Source organism: Pontibacillus sp. ALD_SL1 (assembly GCF_017355605.1).
On sequence record NZ_CP062974.1, the window covers coordinates 1684827 to 1702271 of the forward strand.

The 17445-nt window shown below is 38.6% G+C and carries 21 protein-coding genes; all 21 read left to right on the forward strand.

The window, feature by feature from the left end; genetic code table 11:
- Positions 1-175 precede the first annotated feature (175 nt).
- The 21 genes from xerC to fliY all read left to right on the forward strand — a co-directional run bounded on the left by xerC (position 176) and on the right by fliY (position 17428).
- The gene (gene xerC / locus IMZ31_RS08470) at positions 176-1090 is read left to right on the forward strand and encodes a tyrosine recombinase XerC (RefSeq protein ID WP_207530079.1); all 915 of its coding nucleotides are present in this window, start codon (positions 176-178) and stop codon (positions 1088-1090) included.
- The gene (gene hslV, locus IMZ31_RS08475) at positions 1083-1658 is read left to right on the forward strand and encodes an ATP-dependent protease subunit HslV (protein WP_188656004.1); all 576 of its coding nucleotides are present in this window, start codon (positions 1083-1085) and stop codon (positions 1656-1658) included. The genes xerC and hslV overlap by 8 nt, the downstream gene beginning before the upstream one ends.
- A 15-nt stretch (positions 1659-1673) precedes the next feature.
- A complete protein-coding gene (hslU, locus tag IMZ31_RS08480; protein WP_207530080.1) occupies positions 1674-3068 on the forward strand; it encodes an ATP-dependent protease ATPase subunit HslU in 1395 nt (464 codons plus the stop codon).
- 23 nt (positions 3069-3091) lie between these two features.
- Complete coding sequence (codY, locus tag IMZ31_RS08485) at positions 3092-3871, forward strand: GTP-sensing pleiotropic transcriptional regulator CodY (protein WP_036778675.1); 780 nt, start codon at positions 3092-3094, stop codon at positions 3869-3871.
- 351 nt (positions 3872-4222) lie between these two features.
- Positions 4223-4615, forward strand: a complete 393-nt coding sequence (flgB, locus tag IMZ31_RS08490) for a flagellar basal body rod protein FlgB (RefSeq protein ID WP_207530081.1) — start codon at positions 4223-4225, stop codon at positions 4613-4615.
- A 2-nt stretch (positions 4616-4617) separates the two neighbouring features.
- Complete coding sequence (gene flgC, locus IMZ31_RS08495; RefSeq protein ID WP_207530082.1) at positions 4618-5073, forward strand: flagellar basal body rod protein FlgC; 456 nt, start codon at positions 4618-4620, stop codon at positions 5071-5073.
- Positions 5074-5096: 23 nt separating this feature from the next.
- Positions 5097-5399, forward strand: coding sequence for a flagellar hook-basal body complex protein FliE (gene fliE, locus IMZ31_RS08500; RefSeq protein WP_207530083.1), 303 nt, complete (start codon positions 5097-5099; stop codon positions 5397-5399).
- A 71-nt stretch (positions 5400-5470) separates the two neighbouring features.
- The gene (gene fliF / locus IMZ31_RS08505) at positions 5471-7075 is read left to right on the forward strand and encodes a flagellar basal-body MS-ring/collar protein FliF (RefSeq protein WP_207530084.1); all 1605 of its coding nucleotides are present in this window, start codon (positions 5471-5473) and stop codon (positions 7073-7075) included.
- Between the two features lie 12 nt (positions 7076-7087).
- A complete protein-coding gene (fliG, locus tag IMZ31_RS08510) occupies positions 7088-8101 on the forward strand; it encodes a flagellar motor switch protein FliG (protein ID WP_207530085.1) in 1014 nt (337 codons plus the stop codon).
- Complete coding sequence (gene fliH / locus IMZ31_RS08515) at positions 8094-8852, forward strand: flagellar assembly protein FliH (protein WP_207530086.1); 759 nt, start codon at positions 8094-8096, stop codon at positions 8850-8852. Before fliG ends, fliH begins: the two co-directional genes overlap by 8 nt.
- The gene (fliI, locus tag IMZ31_RS08520; RefSeq protein WP_305849406.1) at positions 8853-10175 is read left to right on the forward strand and encodes a flagellar protein export ATPase FliI; all 1323 of its coding nucleotides are present in this window, start codon (positions 8853-8855) and stop codon (positions 10173-10175) included.
- Entirely contained in the window at positions 10172-10615 is a 444-nt protein-coding gene (fliJ, locus tag IMZ31_RS08525) for a flagellar export protein FliJ (RefSeq protein ID WP_207530087.1), read from the forward strand. The genes fliI and fliJ overlap by 4 nt, the downstream gene beginning before the upstream one ends.
- 10 nt (positions 10616-10625) lie before the next feature.
- Positions 10626-11198, forward strand: coding sequence for a MotE family protein (locus IMZ31_RS08530; RefSeq protein ID WP_207530088.1), 573 nt, complete (start codon positions 10626-10628; stop codon positions 11196-11198).
- A gap of 34 nt (positions 11199-11232) precedes the next feature.
- Positions 11233-12726, forward strand: coding sequence for a flagellar hook-length control protein FliK (locus IMZ31_RS08535; protein WP_207530089.1), 1494 nt, complete (start codon positions 11233-11235; stop codon positions 12724-12726).
- A 9-nt stretch (positions 12727-12735) separates the two neighbouring features.
- Entirely contained in the window at positions 12736-13185 is a 450-nt protein-coding gene (gene flgD, locus IMZ31_RS08540) for a flagellar hook assembly protein FlgD (RefSeq protein WP_207530090.1), read from the forward strand.
- Positions 13186-13223: 38 nt separating this feature from the next.
- Positions 13224-13601: a TIGR02530 family flagellar biosynthesis protein gene (locus IMZ31_RS08545; RefSeq protein ID WP_207530091.1), complete on the forward strand. Its 378-nt coding sequence runs from the start codon at positions 13224-13226 to the stop codon at positions 13599-13601.
- A gap of 90 nt (positions 13602-13691) precedes the next feature.
- Positions 13692-14489, forward strand: a complete 798-nt coding sequence (gene flgG / locus IMZ31_RS08550; RefSeq protein ID WP_207530092.1) for a flagellar basal body rod protein FlgG — start codon at positions 13692-13694, stop codon at positions 14487-14489.
- Positions 14490-14548: 59 nt separating this feature from the next.
- The gene (locus IMZ31_RS08555; protein ID WP_207530093.1) at positions 14549-14764 is read left to right on the forward strand and encodes a flagellar FlbD family protein; all 216 of its coding nucleotides are present in this window, start codon (positions 14549-14551) and stop codon (positions 14762-14764) included.
- Position 14765: 1 nt separating this feature from the next.
- Positions 14766-15182: a flagellar basal body-associated protein FliL gene (gene fliL, locus IMZ31_RS08560; RefSeq protein WP_242705682.1), complete on the forward strand. Its 417-nt coding sequence runs from the start codon at positions 14766-14768 to the stop codon at positions 15180-15182.
- 34 nt (positions 15183-15216) lie between these two features.
- A complete protein-coding gene (gene fliM / locus IMZ31_RS08565; protein WP_207530094.1) occupies positions 15217-16218 on the forward strand; it encodes a flagellar motor switch protein FliM in 1002 nt (333 codons plus the stop codon).
- On the forward strand, positions 16208-17428 hold the full coding sequence (gene fliY, locus IMZ31_RS08570) for a flagellar motor switch phosphatase FliY (RefSeq protein WP_207530095.1): 1221 nt from the start codon (positions 16208-16210) through the stop codon (positions 17426-17428). The genes fliM and fliY overlap by 11 nt, the downstream gene beginning before the upstream one ends.
- The last annotated feature ends 17 nt before the right edge of the window (positions 17429-17445 follow it).

A 17445-nucleotide genomic window follows, 5' to 3' on the forward strand; every position in this document is an offset into this window, starting at 1 on the left:
TAAGGGAATATACTTGACAGAAATTAGTATATTTGCTCTTAGTCATGGATATGCTAGCAATGATAATTGACAAAGGTTTAAGAACAATTCAGAATTTTGTTACAATTAAGTAAAATTCATTGCATATGGTATATTATCTGTGTTAATATTTAAGCGCCTTATGTGAGGTGAGCTGATGGATGATAATCAACGTCAAATAAACTTATTCACGGAGTACTTACAAATTGAAAAGAACGCTTCATCATATACGATCCACTTTTACCAAAGTGATCTCCATTCCTTTAAAGCATTCCTGCAAAGAGAAGGAGATCTAAGTTGGGAGGAAGTGGATTATCCCATTATTAGAGTCTTTTTAACAGAGCTCTATGACCAGCAACTTTCTCGAAGGTCGGTTTCGAGAAAGCTTTCAAGCTTACGATCGTTTTATCGCTTCTTAGAAAGGGAAGGGCTTGTAGAGTCAAATCCTTTCTTACATGTTTCTTTGCCAAAGCAGGAAAATCCGATTCCTTCATTCTTATATGAAGAAGAGTTGGATAAGTTATTTCATGTGAGTAATATTGAAGAACCTTTAGGCCAAAGAAATCAAGCTATTTTAGAGCTTCTTTATGCTACAGGAATGCGTATAAGTGAATGTGTAACGTGTGAGTTATCTGATATAGATCTTGAGCTTGGTACGGTTCTGGTTCGAGGTAAAGGTAGGAAGGAACGTTACATTCCTTTCGGGAGCTTTGCAAGAGATGCTTTAAAACATTACATTTATAATGGAAGAAACTCGTTATTACAGAAATCCGGAATAGACACTGGAGCAATCTGGCTTAACGCAAAAGGATCTCCGTTAACTGACCGGGGAGTTCGGTTAGTCCTGAATAAAATGGTAGAAAAGGCAGCTATGACTATTCATGTCCATCCTCATATGCTTAGGCATACGTTTGCTACTCATATGTTAAATGAAGGGGCAGATTTACGTTCCGTACAGGAATTATTAGGACATGAGCACCTAACCTCTACTCAAATATATACACACGTAACCAAAGATCATTTGAAAAACGTATACATGAATAGCCATCCAAGAGCAGGCAAGGATGAATAAATGGAATGAGGTGGAGTTTTTGGAACAACAATTTCACGCAACAACGATTTTTGCCGTTCAACATAATGGACAATGTGCAATGAGCGGAGATGGGCAAGTTACATTTGGAAATGCAGTTGTAATGAAACATAAAGCAAAGAAGGTTCGTAGGTTATTTAAAGGGCAAGTCCTAGCAGGATTTGCAGGCTCTGTAGCTGATGCTTTTACGTTATTTGAGAAATTCGAAGCAAAGCTTGAAGCCTATAATGGAAACTTGGCACGTGCAGCTGTAGAGCTTGCTAAAGAGTGGCGGAGTGATAAAGTCCTTCGAAAGCTTGAGGCGATGTTAATTGTGATGAACAAAGACGACCTATTTCTTGTTTCGGGTACTGGTGAAGTCATCGAACCTGATGATGGTGTAATTGCAATTGGATCTGGAGGGCACTATGCGTTAAGTGCAGGCCGTGCTTTAAAACGCTACTCTCCGGAGAAAAACGCAACAGAAATTGCGCAAGCAGCTCTAGAAATTGCAGGAGAAATATGTGTGTATACCAATAATGAAATCGTATTAGAATCGCTGGAGGACTAAGGGAGGTCTTTATCGATGAGTGAAAACTTAACGCCTAGACAAATAGTTGAACGCTTAGATCAATATATCATTGGTCAAAATAATGCCAAAAAAGCTGTAGCGGTCGCTTTGCGTAATCGCTATCGACGCATGCAATTGGATGATAAGTTAAAAGACGAAATTGTACCTAAAAATATATTAATGATGGGTCCAACAGGGGTAGGTAAAACAGAGATTGCTCGTAGATTAGCGAAGCTTGTTGGTGCTCCATTTGTGAAGGTTGAAGCTACGAAATTTACTGAAGTAGGTTATGTGGGTCGTGACGTTGAATCCATGGTAAGAGACCTTATGGAGACAGCTGTCCGTATGGTGAAAGAAGAAAAAATGGAACAAGTGAAAGGGAAAGCTGAAGAGCGCGCGAACCAACGTATTGTTGAATATTTGGTACCTAAAAAGAAAAAGCAAAATAATTTTAAAAACCCATTAGAGATGTTTTTCTCTGGTCAAGAAGACACACAGCAGAACGAAGATCGTTCAGAAGAGCAGAATGTAGAGCAAAAAAGAAAGCAAGCTTCTCACAAGCTTGCAATGGGTGAGCTAGAAGAGACTATGATTACGATAGAAGTTGAAGAGCAACAATCTTCCATGTTTGATATGTTGCAAGGCTCGGGTATGGAACAGATGGGCATGAATATGCAAGATGCCTTTAGTCAATTCATGCCGAAAAAGTCCAAAAAACGCCGACTTTCTGTAAAGGATGCTCGTAAAGTGCTTACCCAAGATGAAGCTCAAAAGCTAATTGATATGGACGAAGTATCTCAAGATGCAATAGAACGCGTAGAGCAAAATGGAATGATCTTTGTAGATGAAATTGATAAAGTAGCTGGTGGAAATGAACAGTCGTCTGGGAATGTCTCAAGAGAGGGCGTGCAACGAGATATTTTACCTATCGTAGAAGGGTCTACAGTTGTTACAAAACATGGCCCTGTAAAAACGGACCATATTCTATTTGTGGCAGCGGGTGCATTCCATATGTCTAAGCCTTCAGATTTAATTCCTGAATTACAAGGACGTTTTCCAATTCGCGTAGAGCTTGAGAAACTGACTGTAGAAGATTTTGTGAACATTCTCACTGAACCATCAAATGCACTATTGAAGCAATATAAAGCTTTACTTGAAACAGAAGGTATAAATGTGGAATTTTCTGACGAAGCTGTTACCAGATTAGCAGAAGTAGCATTTGAAGTGAATCAGGAAACAGATAACATCGGTGCACGTAGATTGCACACTATTCTAGAGAAGCTATTAGAGGATCTTTCCTTTGAAGCTCCAGATGTTCACATGGAAACCATTGAAATCACTAAAGCTTATGTAGATGACAAATTAGCATCGATTGCCAAGAATAAAGACTTAAGTCAATTTATTTTATAGACACACTGATTAGGAGGATCAATATGAAATTATTAGATCGAGCACGCAATATTAACTCAATGCTGCAAAAAACTACAGGTAAATCCGTCAACTTTAACGATATGTCCGAGACGCTTCGTGATGCGATTGGAGCAAACACATATATCGTAAGTCGAAGAGGTAAACTGTTAGGTTTCGCTATTAAGCAGGAAATTGAAAACGACCGCATGAAAAGTATGTTAGCTGAGCGTCAGTTCCCAGAAGAGTATACTCAAAACTTATTCTCTATCAATGAAACAACTCCAAACCTGGACATTGATCACCCACTTACTGCATTTCCAGTTGAGAACCGTGAATTATTCCAACAAGGGTTGACGACTGTTGTACCTATTATCGGTGGTGGTGAGAGAATCGGTACTCTTATTCTTAGCCGATTAACTGAAAGTTTCAACGACGATGATCTTTTGCTAGGTGAGTATGGTGCTACTGTGGTAGGTATGGAAATCCTTCACGAGAAAACAGAAGAGATCGAAGTGGAAGCTAGAAGCAAAGCTGTTGTACAGATGGCGATTAGTTCTTTATCTTATAGTGAGTTAGAAGCAATTGAACACATCTTTGAAGAGTTAGAAGGAAATGAAGGGTTACTTGTGGCGAGTAAAATTGCTGACCGTGTTGGGATTACACGTTCAGTGATTGTTAATGCTCTCCGTAAATTAGAAAGTGCAGGCGTTATTGAGTCACGCTCTCTAGGAATGAAAGGAACGTATATTAAAGTACTAAACGACAAATTTCTTGTCGAATTGCAGAATATGCGTTTAAACTAAGGGAACTTACCCCAAAAAACCCATCCCCCTAGGGGGATGGGTTTTTTTGTATGCAACCACATAAATTGTTTAGAAATAGTTAAATTACCTTTTTCGACATTTTCTTTCATTCGCAGCTATGTCATAATGGAACATAGATGTGGAGAATAAAAGTCAAAAATATGATGAATAACCTCTAGTTGGGTCTTTTTCACTACATATAAGGACTAAATAACCAATGATATCCCATTTTCCATGACAAATCATGTATAAATAGGGAATACATCTTATGGACAAAAATTCGACGTTTTCTTACAATTAGCATTATGTAGGTCTGGATACTTATTTTTCTAAAAAAAAGGAGGGATTCAGATGACGATGTTCGGTGGTACAATCCAAACCCTAGAGAAATCTATGGACTATGCTTCACTTAAGAACAAAACAATAAGTAATAATATTGCTAATGTTGACACACCTAATTACAAAGCTAAAGATGTAAAGTTTAAAGATGTCTTCAGTCAGCAAATGAGCTCAATTGATGCTAAACGGACTAATAGTAAACATATACCCTTTTCTTCCACTAATACTTCCCGTTTTTCAATAACTTCAAACGGAAGTACGCAATATAATCACAATGGAAATAACGTGGATATAGATCAGGAAATGTCTGATCTCGCTAAGAACCAAATTTATTACCAAGCATTGGTTGATCGATTGAATGGTAAATTCAGAAGTTTAGAGTCTGTTATTAAGGGAGGAAGATAACGTTGGGGATATTTAATTCGTTTAATGCAAGTGCTAGTGCTTTAACAGCTCAACGCCTTAGAATGGATGTTATTTCATCTAACCTCTCAAATGCAGAGACAACTAGGGCAACGCAAACCGAAGATGGACAATGGGAACCTTATAGAAGAAAAATGGTAGAGTTTCAACCTAAAAGAGAAACATTTCAATCCCATTTACAAAAGGCAATGGGATCAAGTAATACTCCGGCGGAGGGTGTTAAGGTGTCTGAAATAAAGGAGGATGAATCTCCCTTTAAAATGGTGCATAACCCGGATCATCCAGACGCTGATGAAAATGGGTATGTTGCTATGCCAAACGTGGACCCGTTAAAAGAAATGGTAGATCTAATGAGTGCTACCAGGTCATACGAAGCAAATGTAACAGCTGTAAATGCTAGTAAGAGCATGTTGATGAAAGCCTTAGAGATCGGTCGATAACAAATGACAGGGAGGGGTTAAGAATGGAACCCGTAGTATTACAAGCTAGTCAAGCACCCTTACAGACTTCTCAGGATATGAAGAAAATTTCACCACAAGAAGCGCAATCGGCTTTTGCGAATAGCTTAAAAAATGCAATAAAAACTGTGAACAATGCGCAGGTTGAATCCAATATTAAAACAGAACAACTTGCTAAAGGCGAGATTGATAATCTTCACGATGTAATGATTGCTTCTAAAAAAGCTAGTATTACCTTACAGACTGCTGTTGAAGTGCAAGGGAAAGCGATCGATGCTTACAAGGAAATAATGAGAATGCAAGTATAACTTAATCAAACATCATTACATAGAACGAAAGGTACTAAATGATTTAGATGATGTTCAGCACGGGGGCTATTATGAGAGAAAAGCTACAAGATTATAAATACAAGACTAGCGAATTTTGGAAGGGGCGCAGCTTGCCTCAGAAAAGCATCATGGTGGGTGCTGTTATTGGTTTATTAGCGCTTATCGTTGGAGCTAGCCTTTTTGCCTCTAATCCAAGATTGGTTCCTCTATATAATGATTTATCAGTGCAAGAAGTAGGGCAAATAAAAGAGGAGCTTGATGCTAGAGGGGTGAAATATGAACTGGGAAATCAAGGTACAACAGTTATGGTCCCAGAAGCAACTGTAGATGGTTTACTCGTTGACTTGGCTGCTCAAGGTCTTCCTGATAGTGGTAGCATTGATTATGGTTTTTTCAGCGATAATACTTCTTGGGGAATGACAGATAATGAGTTTGACGTTATGAAACTAGATGCCATGCAAACAGAATTATCCTCTTTAATGAAACAAATTGAGGGGATTGAGAACGCTAAGGTTATGATAAACATGCCCAAAGAAAAGATCTTTGTTGGTGAGCAGGAGCAAACTGCTTCAGCCTCAATCGTCGTCAACGTAAATCAGGGCTACCAACTAAAAGAAGATCAAATACAATCGTTATATCATCTTGTTTCTAAAGCGATCCCAAATCTCCCTACTGATAATATCGCCATCATGGATCAAAACTTTAAGTATTTTGACCCAAAAAAATCTGGTTCAATAGCCTCGGGTCAATCGTATGAATACCAACAAACGGTTAAAGATGATATACAAAGTGACATTCAAAGGCGCGTCCAACAGATGCTTGGCATGATGATGGGACAAGATAAGGTTATGGTATCTGTCACAGCTGATGTAGACTTCACACAAGAAAACCGGACTGAAAATCTTGTACAGCCAACTGAAGAGGGAGAAGAAGGTCTTCCTGTTAGCGTTGAACGTATTACAGAAACCTATACAGGTGATCCTGGTGATGTGAATGCTGGTGGAACGGTTACTCCTGATGGTGATGTTCCTGCTTATCAAGGTGAAGATGGAGAGGCAGGAAACGGTGACTATGAAATGATGAAAGAAACGATTAATAATGAGTTTAATCGAATACAACGTAACATAGTCGAATCCCCTTACAAAGTTAGGGACCTGGGTATTCAAGTAGCTGTCGATCAGAATAAAGAGGCTAACCAAGATGGGGCTATTCAGCAACTATCAACAGCAGAACAGGCTACATTATCGGAGAGTATTACATCTATTCTAAGCTCAATAGTTACAACAAGTATTGATGAGGAATACGGTCCTGTTGAGCCAGAGAACAAAGTTTCAATTGTTTTTCAAGAATTTAACGGAAAACCACAATTTAATCCTGAAACATCGCCCGTTATACCTGTGTGGGCTTACGTTACGGGAGGTATTTTACTTGTAGTTATTGCAAGCTTAATTTGGACGTTATTTAGAAAAGGTCGTAAAAAGGAAGACCTGACAGAAGAGTACGTTGAGCGAGAGCGAACTCCGGTTGAGGTTCCTGCTATGGAAGAACCAGAAGAAACAGAAAGTTCTGTGCGACGCAAACAGCTAGAACGTATGGCGAAAGAGAAACCAGAAGACTTTGCTAAGTTATTACGTTCATGGATCGCCGAAGATTAGGAGTGAGTATATATGGCAAAGCATAAACAAGGATTATCAGGCAGACAAAAAGCAGCCGCTCTCCTCATATCTTTAGGTCCGGATGTTTCAGCGCAAGTTTATAAACATTTGACGGAAGAAGAGATAGAGAAGCTGACATTAGAAATTTCGTCTGTCAAAAAAGTTGAACCTGATCAAAAAGAAGAGATACTAGATCAATTCCACCAAATTGCCTTAGCGCAAGATTACATTTCACAAGGTGGAATTGGCTATGCTAAAACGGTTTTGGAAAAGGCACTTGGAGACAAGGAAGCTTCTGCTATTATTAATCGGTTAACCTCATCCCTTCAGGTTAAACCATTTGATTTTGCGAGAAAGGCAGATCCTTCTCAAATATTAAATTTTATACAAAATGAGCACCCTCAAACGATTGCGCTAATTTTGTCATATTTAGACTCAGATCAATCAGCTCAAATTCTGTCCGAGCTTCCACAAGAAATGCAAGCAGACATTGCAAGAAGAATTGCCATCATGGATTCTACTTCTCCTGAAGTAATCAATGAAGTCGAGCAAATTCTTGAAAGAAAGCTTTCGGCTACTGTTACACAAGATTATACCCAAACGGGTGGAATAGAAGCTGTCGTCAATGTATTAAATGGTGTAGATCGAAGCACAGAACGAACGATTCTAGATTCATTAGAAATTCAAGATCCTGAACTGGCTGAAGAAATCAAGAAGCGCATGTTTGTCTTTGAAGATATCGTTACGCTTGACAACCGAGCCATTCAGCGAGTTATTCGTGATGCAGATAATGAAGACTTGATGCTTTCATTAAAAGTTGCTAGCGAAGAAGTAAAAGAAGTTGTCTTTAAGAACATGTCTTCTCGCATGAGCGAAACATTCCAAGAAGAAATGGAATATATGGGACCCGTTCGCTTGCGTGACGTTGAAGAATCTCAAACTCGCATCGTTTCCATTATTAGGAGATTGGAAGAAGTTGGAGAGATTGTCATCGCACGCGGCGGAGGTGACGATATCATTGTATAACCAAAACAAAACTGGTCGTGTAATTGGAATAAAACCGATACGTCCTGAAACGCATGGATCTGGGTGCACTTCTTCTGACCAATCTTCAAATCTAGCATCATCACTCATTCAAGAAGCTAATGAGAAAATAGATTATGCTGATCAAATACTTCGTGATGCCAAAGAGAAATCTGACCGTCTTTTAAAAGAAACAGAAGAAAAAATTAAATCTCTTCGAAACGATTGGGAAACTGAAAAGGATGAGTTAATAGAATCAACAAAGAAGTTGGCATTTAAAGAAGGATTTGAATCGGGAGAACAAGAGGCTTTCCGGCAGTATGAGGAGCTTATTCAGAAAGCACAAGAAACAATAAACCAAGCTAACATGGATTACCGCTCTAAAGTTGAAAATAGCGAAGATGCTATCCTTCATTTAAGTATGAAAGCAGCATCTAAGATTATGAACCAAACGCTAGTAGATAATCCAGAAAGTTATTTGCCTATTGTGAGAGCTGTAATTGAAGAAGGGAATAATGGAGACCAGCTCCAAGTATATGTACATCCTGATCAATATGAACAAGTTTTAGAACAAAAATCTGAACTACAACTTATATTGGATCACCAGGCTGAACTTTCCATTTACCCGAAAACAAACTTAAAGCCTTTCCAATGCTATCTAGAATCATCCTATGGAAGAGTAGATGTGAGCATTGATAGTCAATTAGAAGAGCTGCGTACAAAGTTGTTTCGTTTACTCGAGGAGGGCAAATAGGTGAATGTAAGTCATTTAATGGATGCTATTAATGAACTTGATACATATAAACGATATGGAAAAATTGTAAGGGTCGTTGGTTTAATGATTGAATCAAAAGGCCCTGAAGCGAGTGTTGGAGAGGTTTGTGTCATTCATTCAAGTCCTAAAAAAGGTGAGACGATACTCGCTGAGGTCGTAGGTTTTTCTGAGGAAAAAGTTCTTCTTATGCCCTACTCAGAAATTACCGACATTGCTCCTGGTTGTTTAGTAGAAGCTACAGGTGAGCCTCTTCAAGTGAAAGTAGGTAGGGGGATGGTAGGGCAAGTTCTGGATTCCCTCGGTAGATCGATGTATGAATCAGCTTCCTTAAAGGGGTTAAGACCTTATCCAACTGATCAATCACCTCCAAACCCATTATCCAGACCTCCAATTGAAGAGCCTATCCAAGTAGGGGTTCGCTCTATCGATACATTACTGACGGTAGGGAAAGGGCAGCGTGTAGGCATATTCGCAGGTAGTGGTGTTGGGAAGAGTACTTTGATGGGGATGATTGCCAGAAACAGTGGAGCTGACATTAATGTGATTGCTTTAATCGGTGAACGTGGTCGTGAGGTAAGAGAATTTATCGAAAGGGACCTCGGTGAAGAAGGCTTAAAGAAATCTATTGTAGTAGTTGCTACATCTGATCAACCTGCTCTGATGAGAATTAAAGGGGCTTACACCGCTACAGCAATTAGTGAATACTTCCGTGATTTAGGTTACGATGTAAACCTTATGATGGATTCTGTTACAAGAGTGGCAATGGCCCAGAGGGAGGTCGGACTCGCAACAGGTGAACCTCCTACAACGAAAGGGTACACTCCTTCCGTATTTGCAATTTTGCCGAAACTTCTTGAGCGGACAGGGACGAATGCGTTTGGATCTATTACAGCCTTTTACACGGTTCTAGTAGATGGAGATGATATGAACGAACCGATCGCCGACACGGTAAGAGGTATACTTGACGGACACTTTGTACTAGATCGGAAATTAGCCGAACAAGGTCAGTTCCCAGCTATCAATGTATTAAAATCAATTAGTCGTGTTATGAATCATGTGGCAGAATCAGAACATCTAGACGCAGCTGTAAGGATGAGAAATCTTCTAGCAACCTATGAGGAAAACCAAGAACTTATTCAAATTGGCGCTTACCGAAAAGGAAGTTCAAAAGAAGTAGATGAAGCTATTCAATACCATCCAAAACTTATTTCTTTCTTAAAACAAGGGACTCATGAGCCGGTACGAAATGTTGAGGCCGTTGAACAACTTATTCAATTAGTAGGTCGAGGTGGTCAAGGATGACAAGCTTAAGTACATTTCATAAGCTATTAGATTTAAAAGAAAAAGATAAACACGTCGCTCAAAAAAATTATCAAGATTCCATGGATCAATTTGAGTACGTGGCAACCCGCCTTTATGAATTATTAAAGAAAAAAGAAAACAAGGAAGCTGCTTTTCAATCATCTATACAAAATGGATTGAGCATTACGGATTTAAATAGCTATCACACCTATGTAGGGCAGCTATCTATACAGATAGAACAGCTTCAACTTCAAGTCAAGGAAGCACGAAGTGAAATGGAGCATAAACAAATGGAACTCTCAGAATCACATATTGAATACAAGAAGTATGAATTGTTAATCAATCAAAAGGTTGAACAAAGAGAGTTAGAGCGAGTAACTTTTGATAAAAAAATGATGGATGAAATATCAGTCCAACAATATATTAATCAAGGAAATTAGGTGTAAGGTCGTGGCTATATCTGAAAAGCCAAAACAAAAATCAAGTAAAGTTCAATGGTTTGTGTTTGTAATCCTAATTCCACTAATCTTAGCTGTTACTGTAGCCCTTATTATTATGACTGTAGCAGGTGTCAATATATTTGAGAAAACAAAGCAGTTTGCTAATGATGTACCACAAGTATCGTCATTACTAAATACTGAAAATAAAGAAGAATCAGATGGTCAAACTGTGGAATTAAAGGCAACAATTGAAGACCAAAATGCTCAACTTGATGAACTAAAGTCCCAACTCACTGTAAAAGATCAAAAAATTGAAGAACTAAATAATGAAATTAATCAATTGGCGAAAGAGGTAAAGGATAAAAAGGTTTCTGATAAGAATAAAGAAGAAATTTTGACAGATCTGTCTTCTTCCTTCAAAAACATGGATCCAGAACAAGCTGCAGCTATTGTGTCACAGCTTGATCAAGCAGCATCTGTTGATCTTTTAGAAAAGCTACCTAGCGATGAGCGAGGCAAAGTTTTAGCAGCACTAAATCCAGAACAAGCAGCTAACTTAACAAGCGCACTTATGAATAGATAAGTTACTTTATGAAACTTTGAAAGGAGGTGAAGTCATGAATGGAAGTGTAGCTTTTCTACAACAAAGAGGGGCGACTGTTAAAAGTGGGAATAATCCTTTAACAGCTAATGCTACATCTGAGCAGGGTTTTGCAAACAAGTTGCAGTCTTTACTTGGTGAAGCTTCCTCAAACAATCAGGAGCTACAAACTTTACAAAAGCAACTTAAAGTACTTTTGAACAAAGAAGTGAAGCTTTCTGAAATGGGAAAGGAATTAAAAGAAGTCATTGATCATCTCAAAGCGCTCGTTGAATCTCTTCCTGAAGGAGTCTCAGCGTTAAATCAAGGCAATGTTCCTTCACAGATGAGAACGTTATCTAATAATGATAATATAAAGAGCTTTATAAACTCTATTGAAAAAGCTCTAGTAAATGAGGCTGACAGTTTTGTAGACAACAACATGGGTGAAAAATTAGAAGTGCTTCAGGGATGGCTTTCAGATTTAAAAAGCATTCTAGAACCAAAGCTAAGTCAAAACGATGTTCAAGAACAGCTATCAGCTATGTCATTAAGTATGCCTCAATCAATAACTTACTCAAGAAATGCGGCAGAACCTGGTGAGTCAAATCTTTCTGTAAGCGGTAATGTTGAAAAGGTAGCCACTGATCTTAAGAGATTGCTACAAAATTTATCGACAGTTATGACAGGAAATAAAGAACATACTTCGCTACAAATATCTAAACAAATGAAGGAACTATATTCTATAGCGGAACAATTAATAAAAATAGAGAAAAGCAGCCAAGCTTCAACTGAAGTAAAGCAACTATTGCAACAACTAAAGCAAGATACAACATCACCAAAGGCTTTTGCAAGCTTTGAACAAGCATTGATGAACTTAAGAAGGCGATCAAATCTATCATTAAATAATAAATATAGTCAAAATGCAAAAGTAACATCAACAGAATTTGGTAAGTGGATGGAGAACTCATGGTCACGCCTTGGGGAATTTTCTGAAACTAAAAAAGAACCTTCCTTAAAAACGATTGGTTTTTCCTCAACTGGTGATGGAATGATGACAAAGCAAGAACAAATGGTAATAAAGTTAAGCCCCAATAGACAGAGTGATCAAAGTATGCCGAAACAATTAATTGAAGAGTTCCAAAAGATCATGAACCGAAGCCGTTTTAATATGAACAAAGTAGGGTCCCAACTTTCTATAAAATTGAACCCAGGTTCTCTAGGCGACATGATGGTGAAAATGACTCAACAAAATGGTGAAATGATGGTAAAGATCATGGTAAGTACCCAAGCTGCAAAAGAAATGCTAGAAGGGAATCTGAATCAGCTTCGTCATATGTTCACACCGAGTCAGGTCCAAATAGAGAAGCAAGATCTCACAACTCAAACAGATCAGTCATTTACTTTTGAGAAAGATGAAGATCAACAGCAGGAAAAGGACAGGCAACATGAGCAGTCTACCGAAACTGCGAGTGAAGAAGATGATGAATCGCTAAGTTTTCATGATGTATTAATGAATGAAAAGGTGTAGGTGATAACGATGACAACTATTGATCCCTCTCTTTATTTAAAGTCACAGCAACAAACGAGATCAGTCGATGCTGGTAGTAATAGCATGTTAGGAAAAGATGATTTTTTGAAGATATTAATGACCCAGCTTCAAAACCAAGATCCGACTAGTCCTATGAAAGATAAAGAATTCATCTCTCAAATGACTAGCTTTTCAACTCTTGAACAAATGACAAATATGTCTACAGCCATCGAAAAGTTAACACAAGCCCAGAATTTTGCACCAGTTGTGAAATATAGCTCTATGATAGGGAAGCAGGTTTCCTACAAAACTAAAAATGAAAATGGAACCGTAACAGGAGCGGAAACGAGTGAAGTTTTGGCAGTTACGAAAAAACAAAATACTGTAGAGCTAGAACTTCGCAATGGTGAGAAGATATCTACAGATCAGATCATGAGGGTTGCTGACCAGCCGGACTAAATGTAGAAACGAATATTATCAGGAAAGAAGGAGGTAACATGGATCCAAGAATCCACCCGTTACAATCTCATCCTCCGTTAACTATCTCAAGCACGAAGAGAACACCTTCTAAAAATGGAAATGCCTCTTTTAAGAGTGTGCTACAGCAAGAACTATCCAGTATTAAGTTGAGTAAACATGCCCAACTACGATTGAAAGAGAGAAATCTTTACATATCTGAAACAGAGTGGGCAAAGATGGAGGAACGTATGCGGGAAGCTAACCAAAAAGGGGTTACTGATTCACTTATTCTTATGAAAGATAAGGCGCTTGTTGTGAGTACAAAAAACAATACTGTTATTACAGCAATGAATAAACAAGAAGCACAGTCACAAATTTTCACGAATATAAACGGAACGATCGTTATGGAAGACTAGGGCTGGACCTGCGGGAGGCCTGATCGCTGCGGACTGAATGATGCAGTGAGGTTAATTGTACTACTAAAAACCGAAAGGGATGGATGTTACATGTTACGTTCAATGTACGCTGGTATTTCAGGAATGAAAGGTATGCAAACGAAGTTAGATACGATTGGGAATAATATTGCAAATGTGAACACCTCCGGTTACAAAAAAGGCCGCGTGACGTTCCAGGATATGATGAGTCAAAGTGTGTCCCCTGCAGAAGCACCAGCAGGCGGATTGGGTGGTAAAAACCCTTCTCAAGTTGGTCTTGGATCACAACTTGGTTCAATCGATAATATCTACACCCAAGGAAATCGCCAAACTACTAATCGACCTCTTGATCTATCGATAGAAGGGGATGGAATGTTTCAAGTTAGAGATGGCAATGAGAGCTACTACACAAGGGCTGGTAACTTTTACTTAGATGATAGCGGAGATATTGTCAACAATGAAGGAATGTATTTATCTAATGATCAAGGTGCAACGATCAATATCCCTCCAAATGCTGAGAGTTTCAGTATACAGTCAAATGGAACGGTAAGTTATATTACTCCTGGTAATGCTACCCCCCAAACAGCTGGACCGGTAGGATTAATGAAATTTTCAAACCCAGGTGGACTCGAGAAAGTTGGAAGCAATGCTTACAGAGCCACTACAAACTCTGGAGCTGCAGCAAATCTCTCTCAACCTGGGGCAAATGGCACTGGTTCTCTAGTATCTGGGTCTCTTGAGATGTCTAACGTTGACCTTGCAGAAGAATTTACGGAAATGATAACAGCTCAGCGAGGCTTTCAGGCAAATACACGTATTATCACAACGTCTGATGAGATTCTTCAAGAACTTGTTAATCTGAAGCGTTAAGCTCTGATTTTCCAAAAAAGGGAGGTAGGAAGACGTAATGTGCGTCTTCCTCATACATAATGATTTCATTAACTCGATTAAATGGTGATTCGTTTACAGTGAATGCAATTTACATAGAACAAATTCAAGCTTATCCAGATACCACCATTACATTAACGAATGGTCGGAAGCTCCTTGTTCGTGAGAAAGAAGAGGAAGTTATTACGTTAACCAAACAGTTCTACAGACAGATTGGACTAGCTACTATTAGCGCAAATCAAAAGGAGGGATCATAACTTGAACCCGAAAATTCTAAAAGCAATGGTAATCAGTCTTGTGGTAATCACTGTAGGAGGAGTCGTTGCGCTTATCTTAGTCTTGAATTCTAGTACTCAAGCAAGTGATGAACCAACAATTGACGAATTAAGAGAATATTCGATTGAAACAGATGAACTTACAACTGATTTACAAAATGATCGCTTTGTTCGTATTCAATTTAGGATCGTAACAGATAGTAAAGACGCTAAAGAAGAATTAGAAAAACGGGACTTCCAATTAAAAAATATCTTAATTAAGCAATTATCTCCTATGAATGAAGAAGAATTTAAATCAGGTGTAGAAAATTTAGAAGGAACACTTAAAACCCGCTTGAACGAACTTATGACAGAGGGTGTCGTGACGGAAGTCTACACCATTAAGAAAGTATTGCAATAATAAAAATGAAGAGCACCTGATTGGAGGTGACGTTTTGGCAGAAGAAGTTCTTTCTCAAAATGAGATTGATGCATTGTTATCCGCAATCTCGACAGGGGAAATGGATGCAGATGATTTAAAAAAGGAAGAGAAAGAAAGAAAAGTACGCGTGTACGACTTTAAAAGAGCCTTAAGGTTTTCGAAAGATCAGATAAGAAGCTTAGGCAGAATTCATGAGAATTTCGCGCGACTATTAACAACGTATTTCTCAGCGCAGTTAAGAACGTACATTCAAATTTCTGTTGCTTCGGTTGATCAAATTCCTTATGAAGAGTTTATTAGGTCTATTCCAAAAATGACAATATTGAACGTGTTTTCAGTAGAACCTCTAGATGGGAGGATCTTACTTGAGGCGAATCCCAACATTGCCTACGCCATGCTTGACCGCGTCTTAGGTGGTAAAGGTGTCAGCGTAAACAAAGTTGAAAGTTTAACTGAAATAGAAACCAATATCATGTCCCAACTTTTTGAGAAGGCAATTGATAATCTTCAAGAGGCATGGAGTTCTGTAGTGGACATCAACCCAGAATTGGAAGAATTTGAAGTGAATCCCCAATTCCTTCAGATGGTTTCACCAAATGAAACAGTGGTTGTTATATCGTTGAACACAGAGATTGGTGAATCCTCGGGAATGATTAATATTTGCATTCCGCATGTAGTATTAGAACCCATAATACCGAAGTTATCTGTTCACTACTGGATGCAAACACAGACACCTCAAGAGACAAGCACTGAGGAGTATCAGTCACTTTCCAAAACGATTGAAAAAGCTGAAGTGGATGTCAAAGCCATACTAGGTGAGTCTAAAATCACAGTAGACGAACTTTATCATCTATCGAAAGATGATGTGATTCAGTTAGACCAACTGATTGATGATCCATTAAGAATACAAGTAGACGAAGAAACGAAGTTCTTAGCACAGCCTGGACAAATTAAAAAGAAAGTAGCTGTGCAAATATTAGACGAATACCAAGGGGGGGACGAAGATGATGAGTGACGATATGCTGTCCCAAGATGAGATAGATGCTCTATTAAATGGGACTGCTGATACAAATAATATGAATAACGCACAACCCTCAACCGAGGAATATTTAAGTTCATTAGAGCAAGATGCGCTGGGGGAGATTGGAAATATATCATTTGGTAGCTCTGCCACTGCTTTATCAAGCCTGTTAATGCAAAAGGTGGACATAACAACACCAACAATCTCCATCATTAAACGATCCAATTTGGTGGATGAATTTCCTGAACCGAATGTTGCGATTCAGGTCGAATATACAGAAGGGTTTTCAGGCATGAACTTACTGGTTATTCAGCAAAGTGATGCAGCGATTATCGCAGACTTGATGCTCGGTGGGGATGGGACTTCACCTTCTGAAGAAATGAATGAAATCCATCTTAGTGCCGTGCAAGAAGCGATGAATCAAATGATGGGTTCGGCTGCAACAAGTATGTCTACGGTATTTAATAAGCGAGTAGATATTTCTCCACCAAGTATTGACCTGCTTCATGTAAAAGAAGGAGAAGGTACAGAACAAATACCTGATGAAGATTTAGTTAATGTTAGTTTTCAAATTAAAGTTGGAGACTTAATAGATTCTAGAATTATGCAAGTGTTGCCAATTGACTTTGCTAGGGAATTGGTAGATCAATTGTTAAATCCTCCTTCTGAAGAGGATGATATCTTAGAGCAAACAGAAACACACCAAGAATCTAATCCTGCTAGTGAGATAGATAAAGATAGTTCTTCCCATTCAGCTGCATATCAGCAGACTCATGAAGATGCTTCACACCCTCAATCTTCTACTCACTATACGACTCAGTCGCAAGAGACTCCTTCCCCAAGAGAAACACAATATATGGGAGGGATGAGCCAGGAGGATTCAAGTCAGGTTCAACAAGCAGTGTTTAGTCAGTTTGAACCAACAGCTCTTCAACAACAAGAAAAACGTAATCTTGATATGCTTATGGATATACCGCTAAAAGTCACAGTAGAATTAGGACGTACGAAGCGGACAATTAAAGACATTCTTGAACTCTCATCTGGTTCGATAGTAGAGCTTGATAAATTAGCAGGTGAACCAGTTGATATACTTGTTAATGACAAACCTATTGCACAAGGTGAAGTGGTTGTTATTGATGAAAACTTTGGTGTTCGGGTAACTGAGATACTTAGTCAGCAAGAGCGATTGAGAAAATTACAATAGTAATTATTAGGAGGATT

Excerpts from the sequence above, each read along its gene's own strand:
- xerC (WP_207530079.1), top strand. The coding sequence starts at position 176 with ATGGATGATAATCAACGTCAAATAAACTTATTCACGGAGTACTTACAA.
- hslV (WP_188656004.1), top strand. The coding sequence starts at position 1,083 with ATGAATAAATGGAATGAGGTGGAGTTTTTGGAACAACAATTTCACGCA.
- hslU (WP_207530080.1), top strand. The coding sequence starts at position 1,674 with ATGAGTGAAAACTTAACGCCTAGACAAATAGTTGAACGCTTAGATCAA.
- codY (WP_036778675.1), top strand. The coding sequence starts at position 3,092 with ATGAAATTATTAGATCGAGCACGCAATATTAACTCAATGCTGCAAAAA.
- flgB (WP_207530081.1), top strand. The coding sequence starts at position 4,223 with ATGACGATGTTCGGTGGTACAATCCAAACCCTAGAGAAATCTATGGAC.
- fliE (WP_207530083.1), top strand. The coding sequence starts at position 5,097 with ATGGAACCCGTAGTATTACAAGCTAGTCAAGCACCCTTACAGACTTCT.
- fliF (WP_207530084.1), top strand. The coding sequence starts at position 5,471 with ATGAGAGAAAAGCTACAAGATTATAAATACAAGACTAGCGAATTTTGG.
- fliG (WP_207530085.1), top strand. The coding sequence starts at position 7,088 with ATGGCAAAGCATAAACAAGGATTATCAGGCAGACAAAAAGCAGCCGCT.
- fliJ (WP_207530087.1), top strand. The coding sequence starts at position 10,172 with ATGACAAGCTTAAGTACATTTCATAAGCTATTAGATTTAAAAGAAAAA.
- IMZ31_RS08535 (WP_207530089.1), top strand. The coding sequence starts at position 11,233 with ATGAATGGAAGTGTAGCTTTTCTACAACAAAGAGGGGCGACTGTTAAA.
- flgD (WP_207530090.1), top strand. The coding sequence starts at position 12,736 with ATGACAACTATTGATCCCTCTCTTTATTTAAAGTCACAGCAACAAACG.
- IMZ31_RS08545 (WP_207530091.1), top strand. The coding sequence starts at position 13,224 with ATGGATCCAAGAATCCACCCGTTACAATCTCATCCTCCGTTAACTATC.
- flgG (WP_207530092.1), top strand. The coding sequence starts at position 13,692 with ATGTTACGTTCAATGTACGCTGGTATTTCAGGAATGAAAGGTATGCAA.
- IMZ31_RS08555 (WP_207530093.1), top strand. The coding sequence starts at position 14,549 with ATGATTTCATTAACTCGATTAAATGGTGATTCGTTTACAGTGAATGCA.
- fliY (WP_207530095.1), top strand. The coding sequence starts at position 16,208 with ATGATGAGTGACGATATGCTGTCCCAAGATGAGATAGATGCTCTATTA.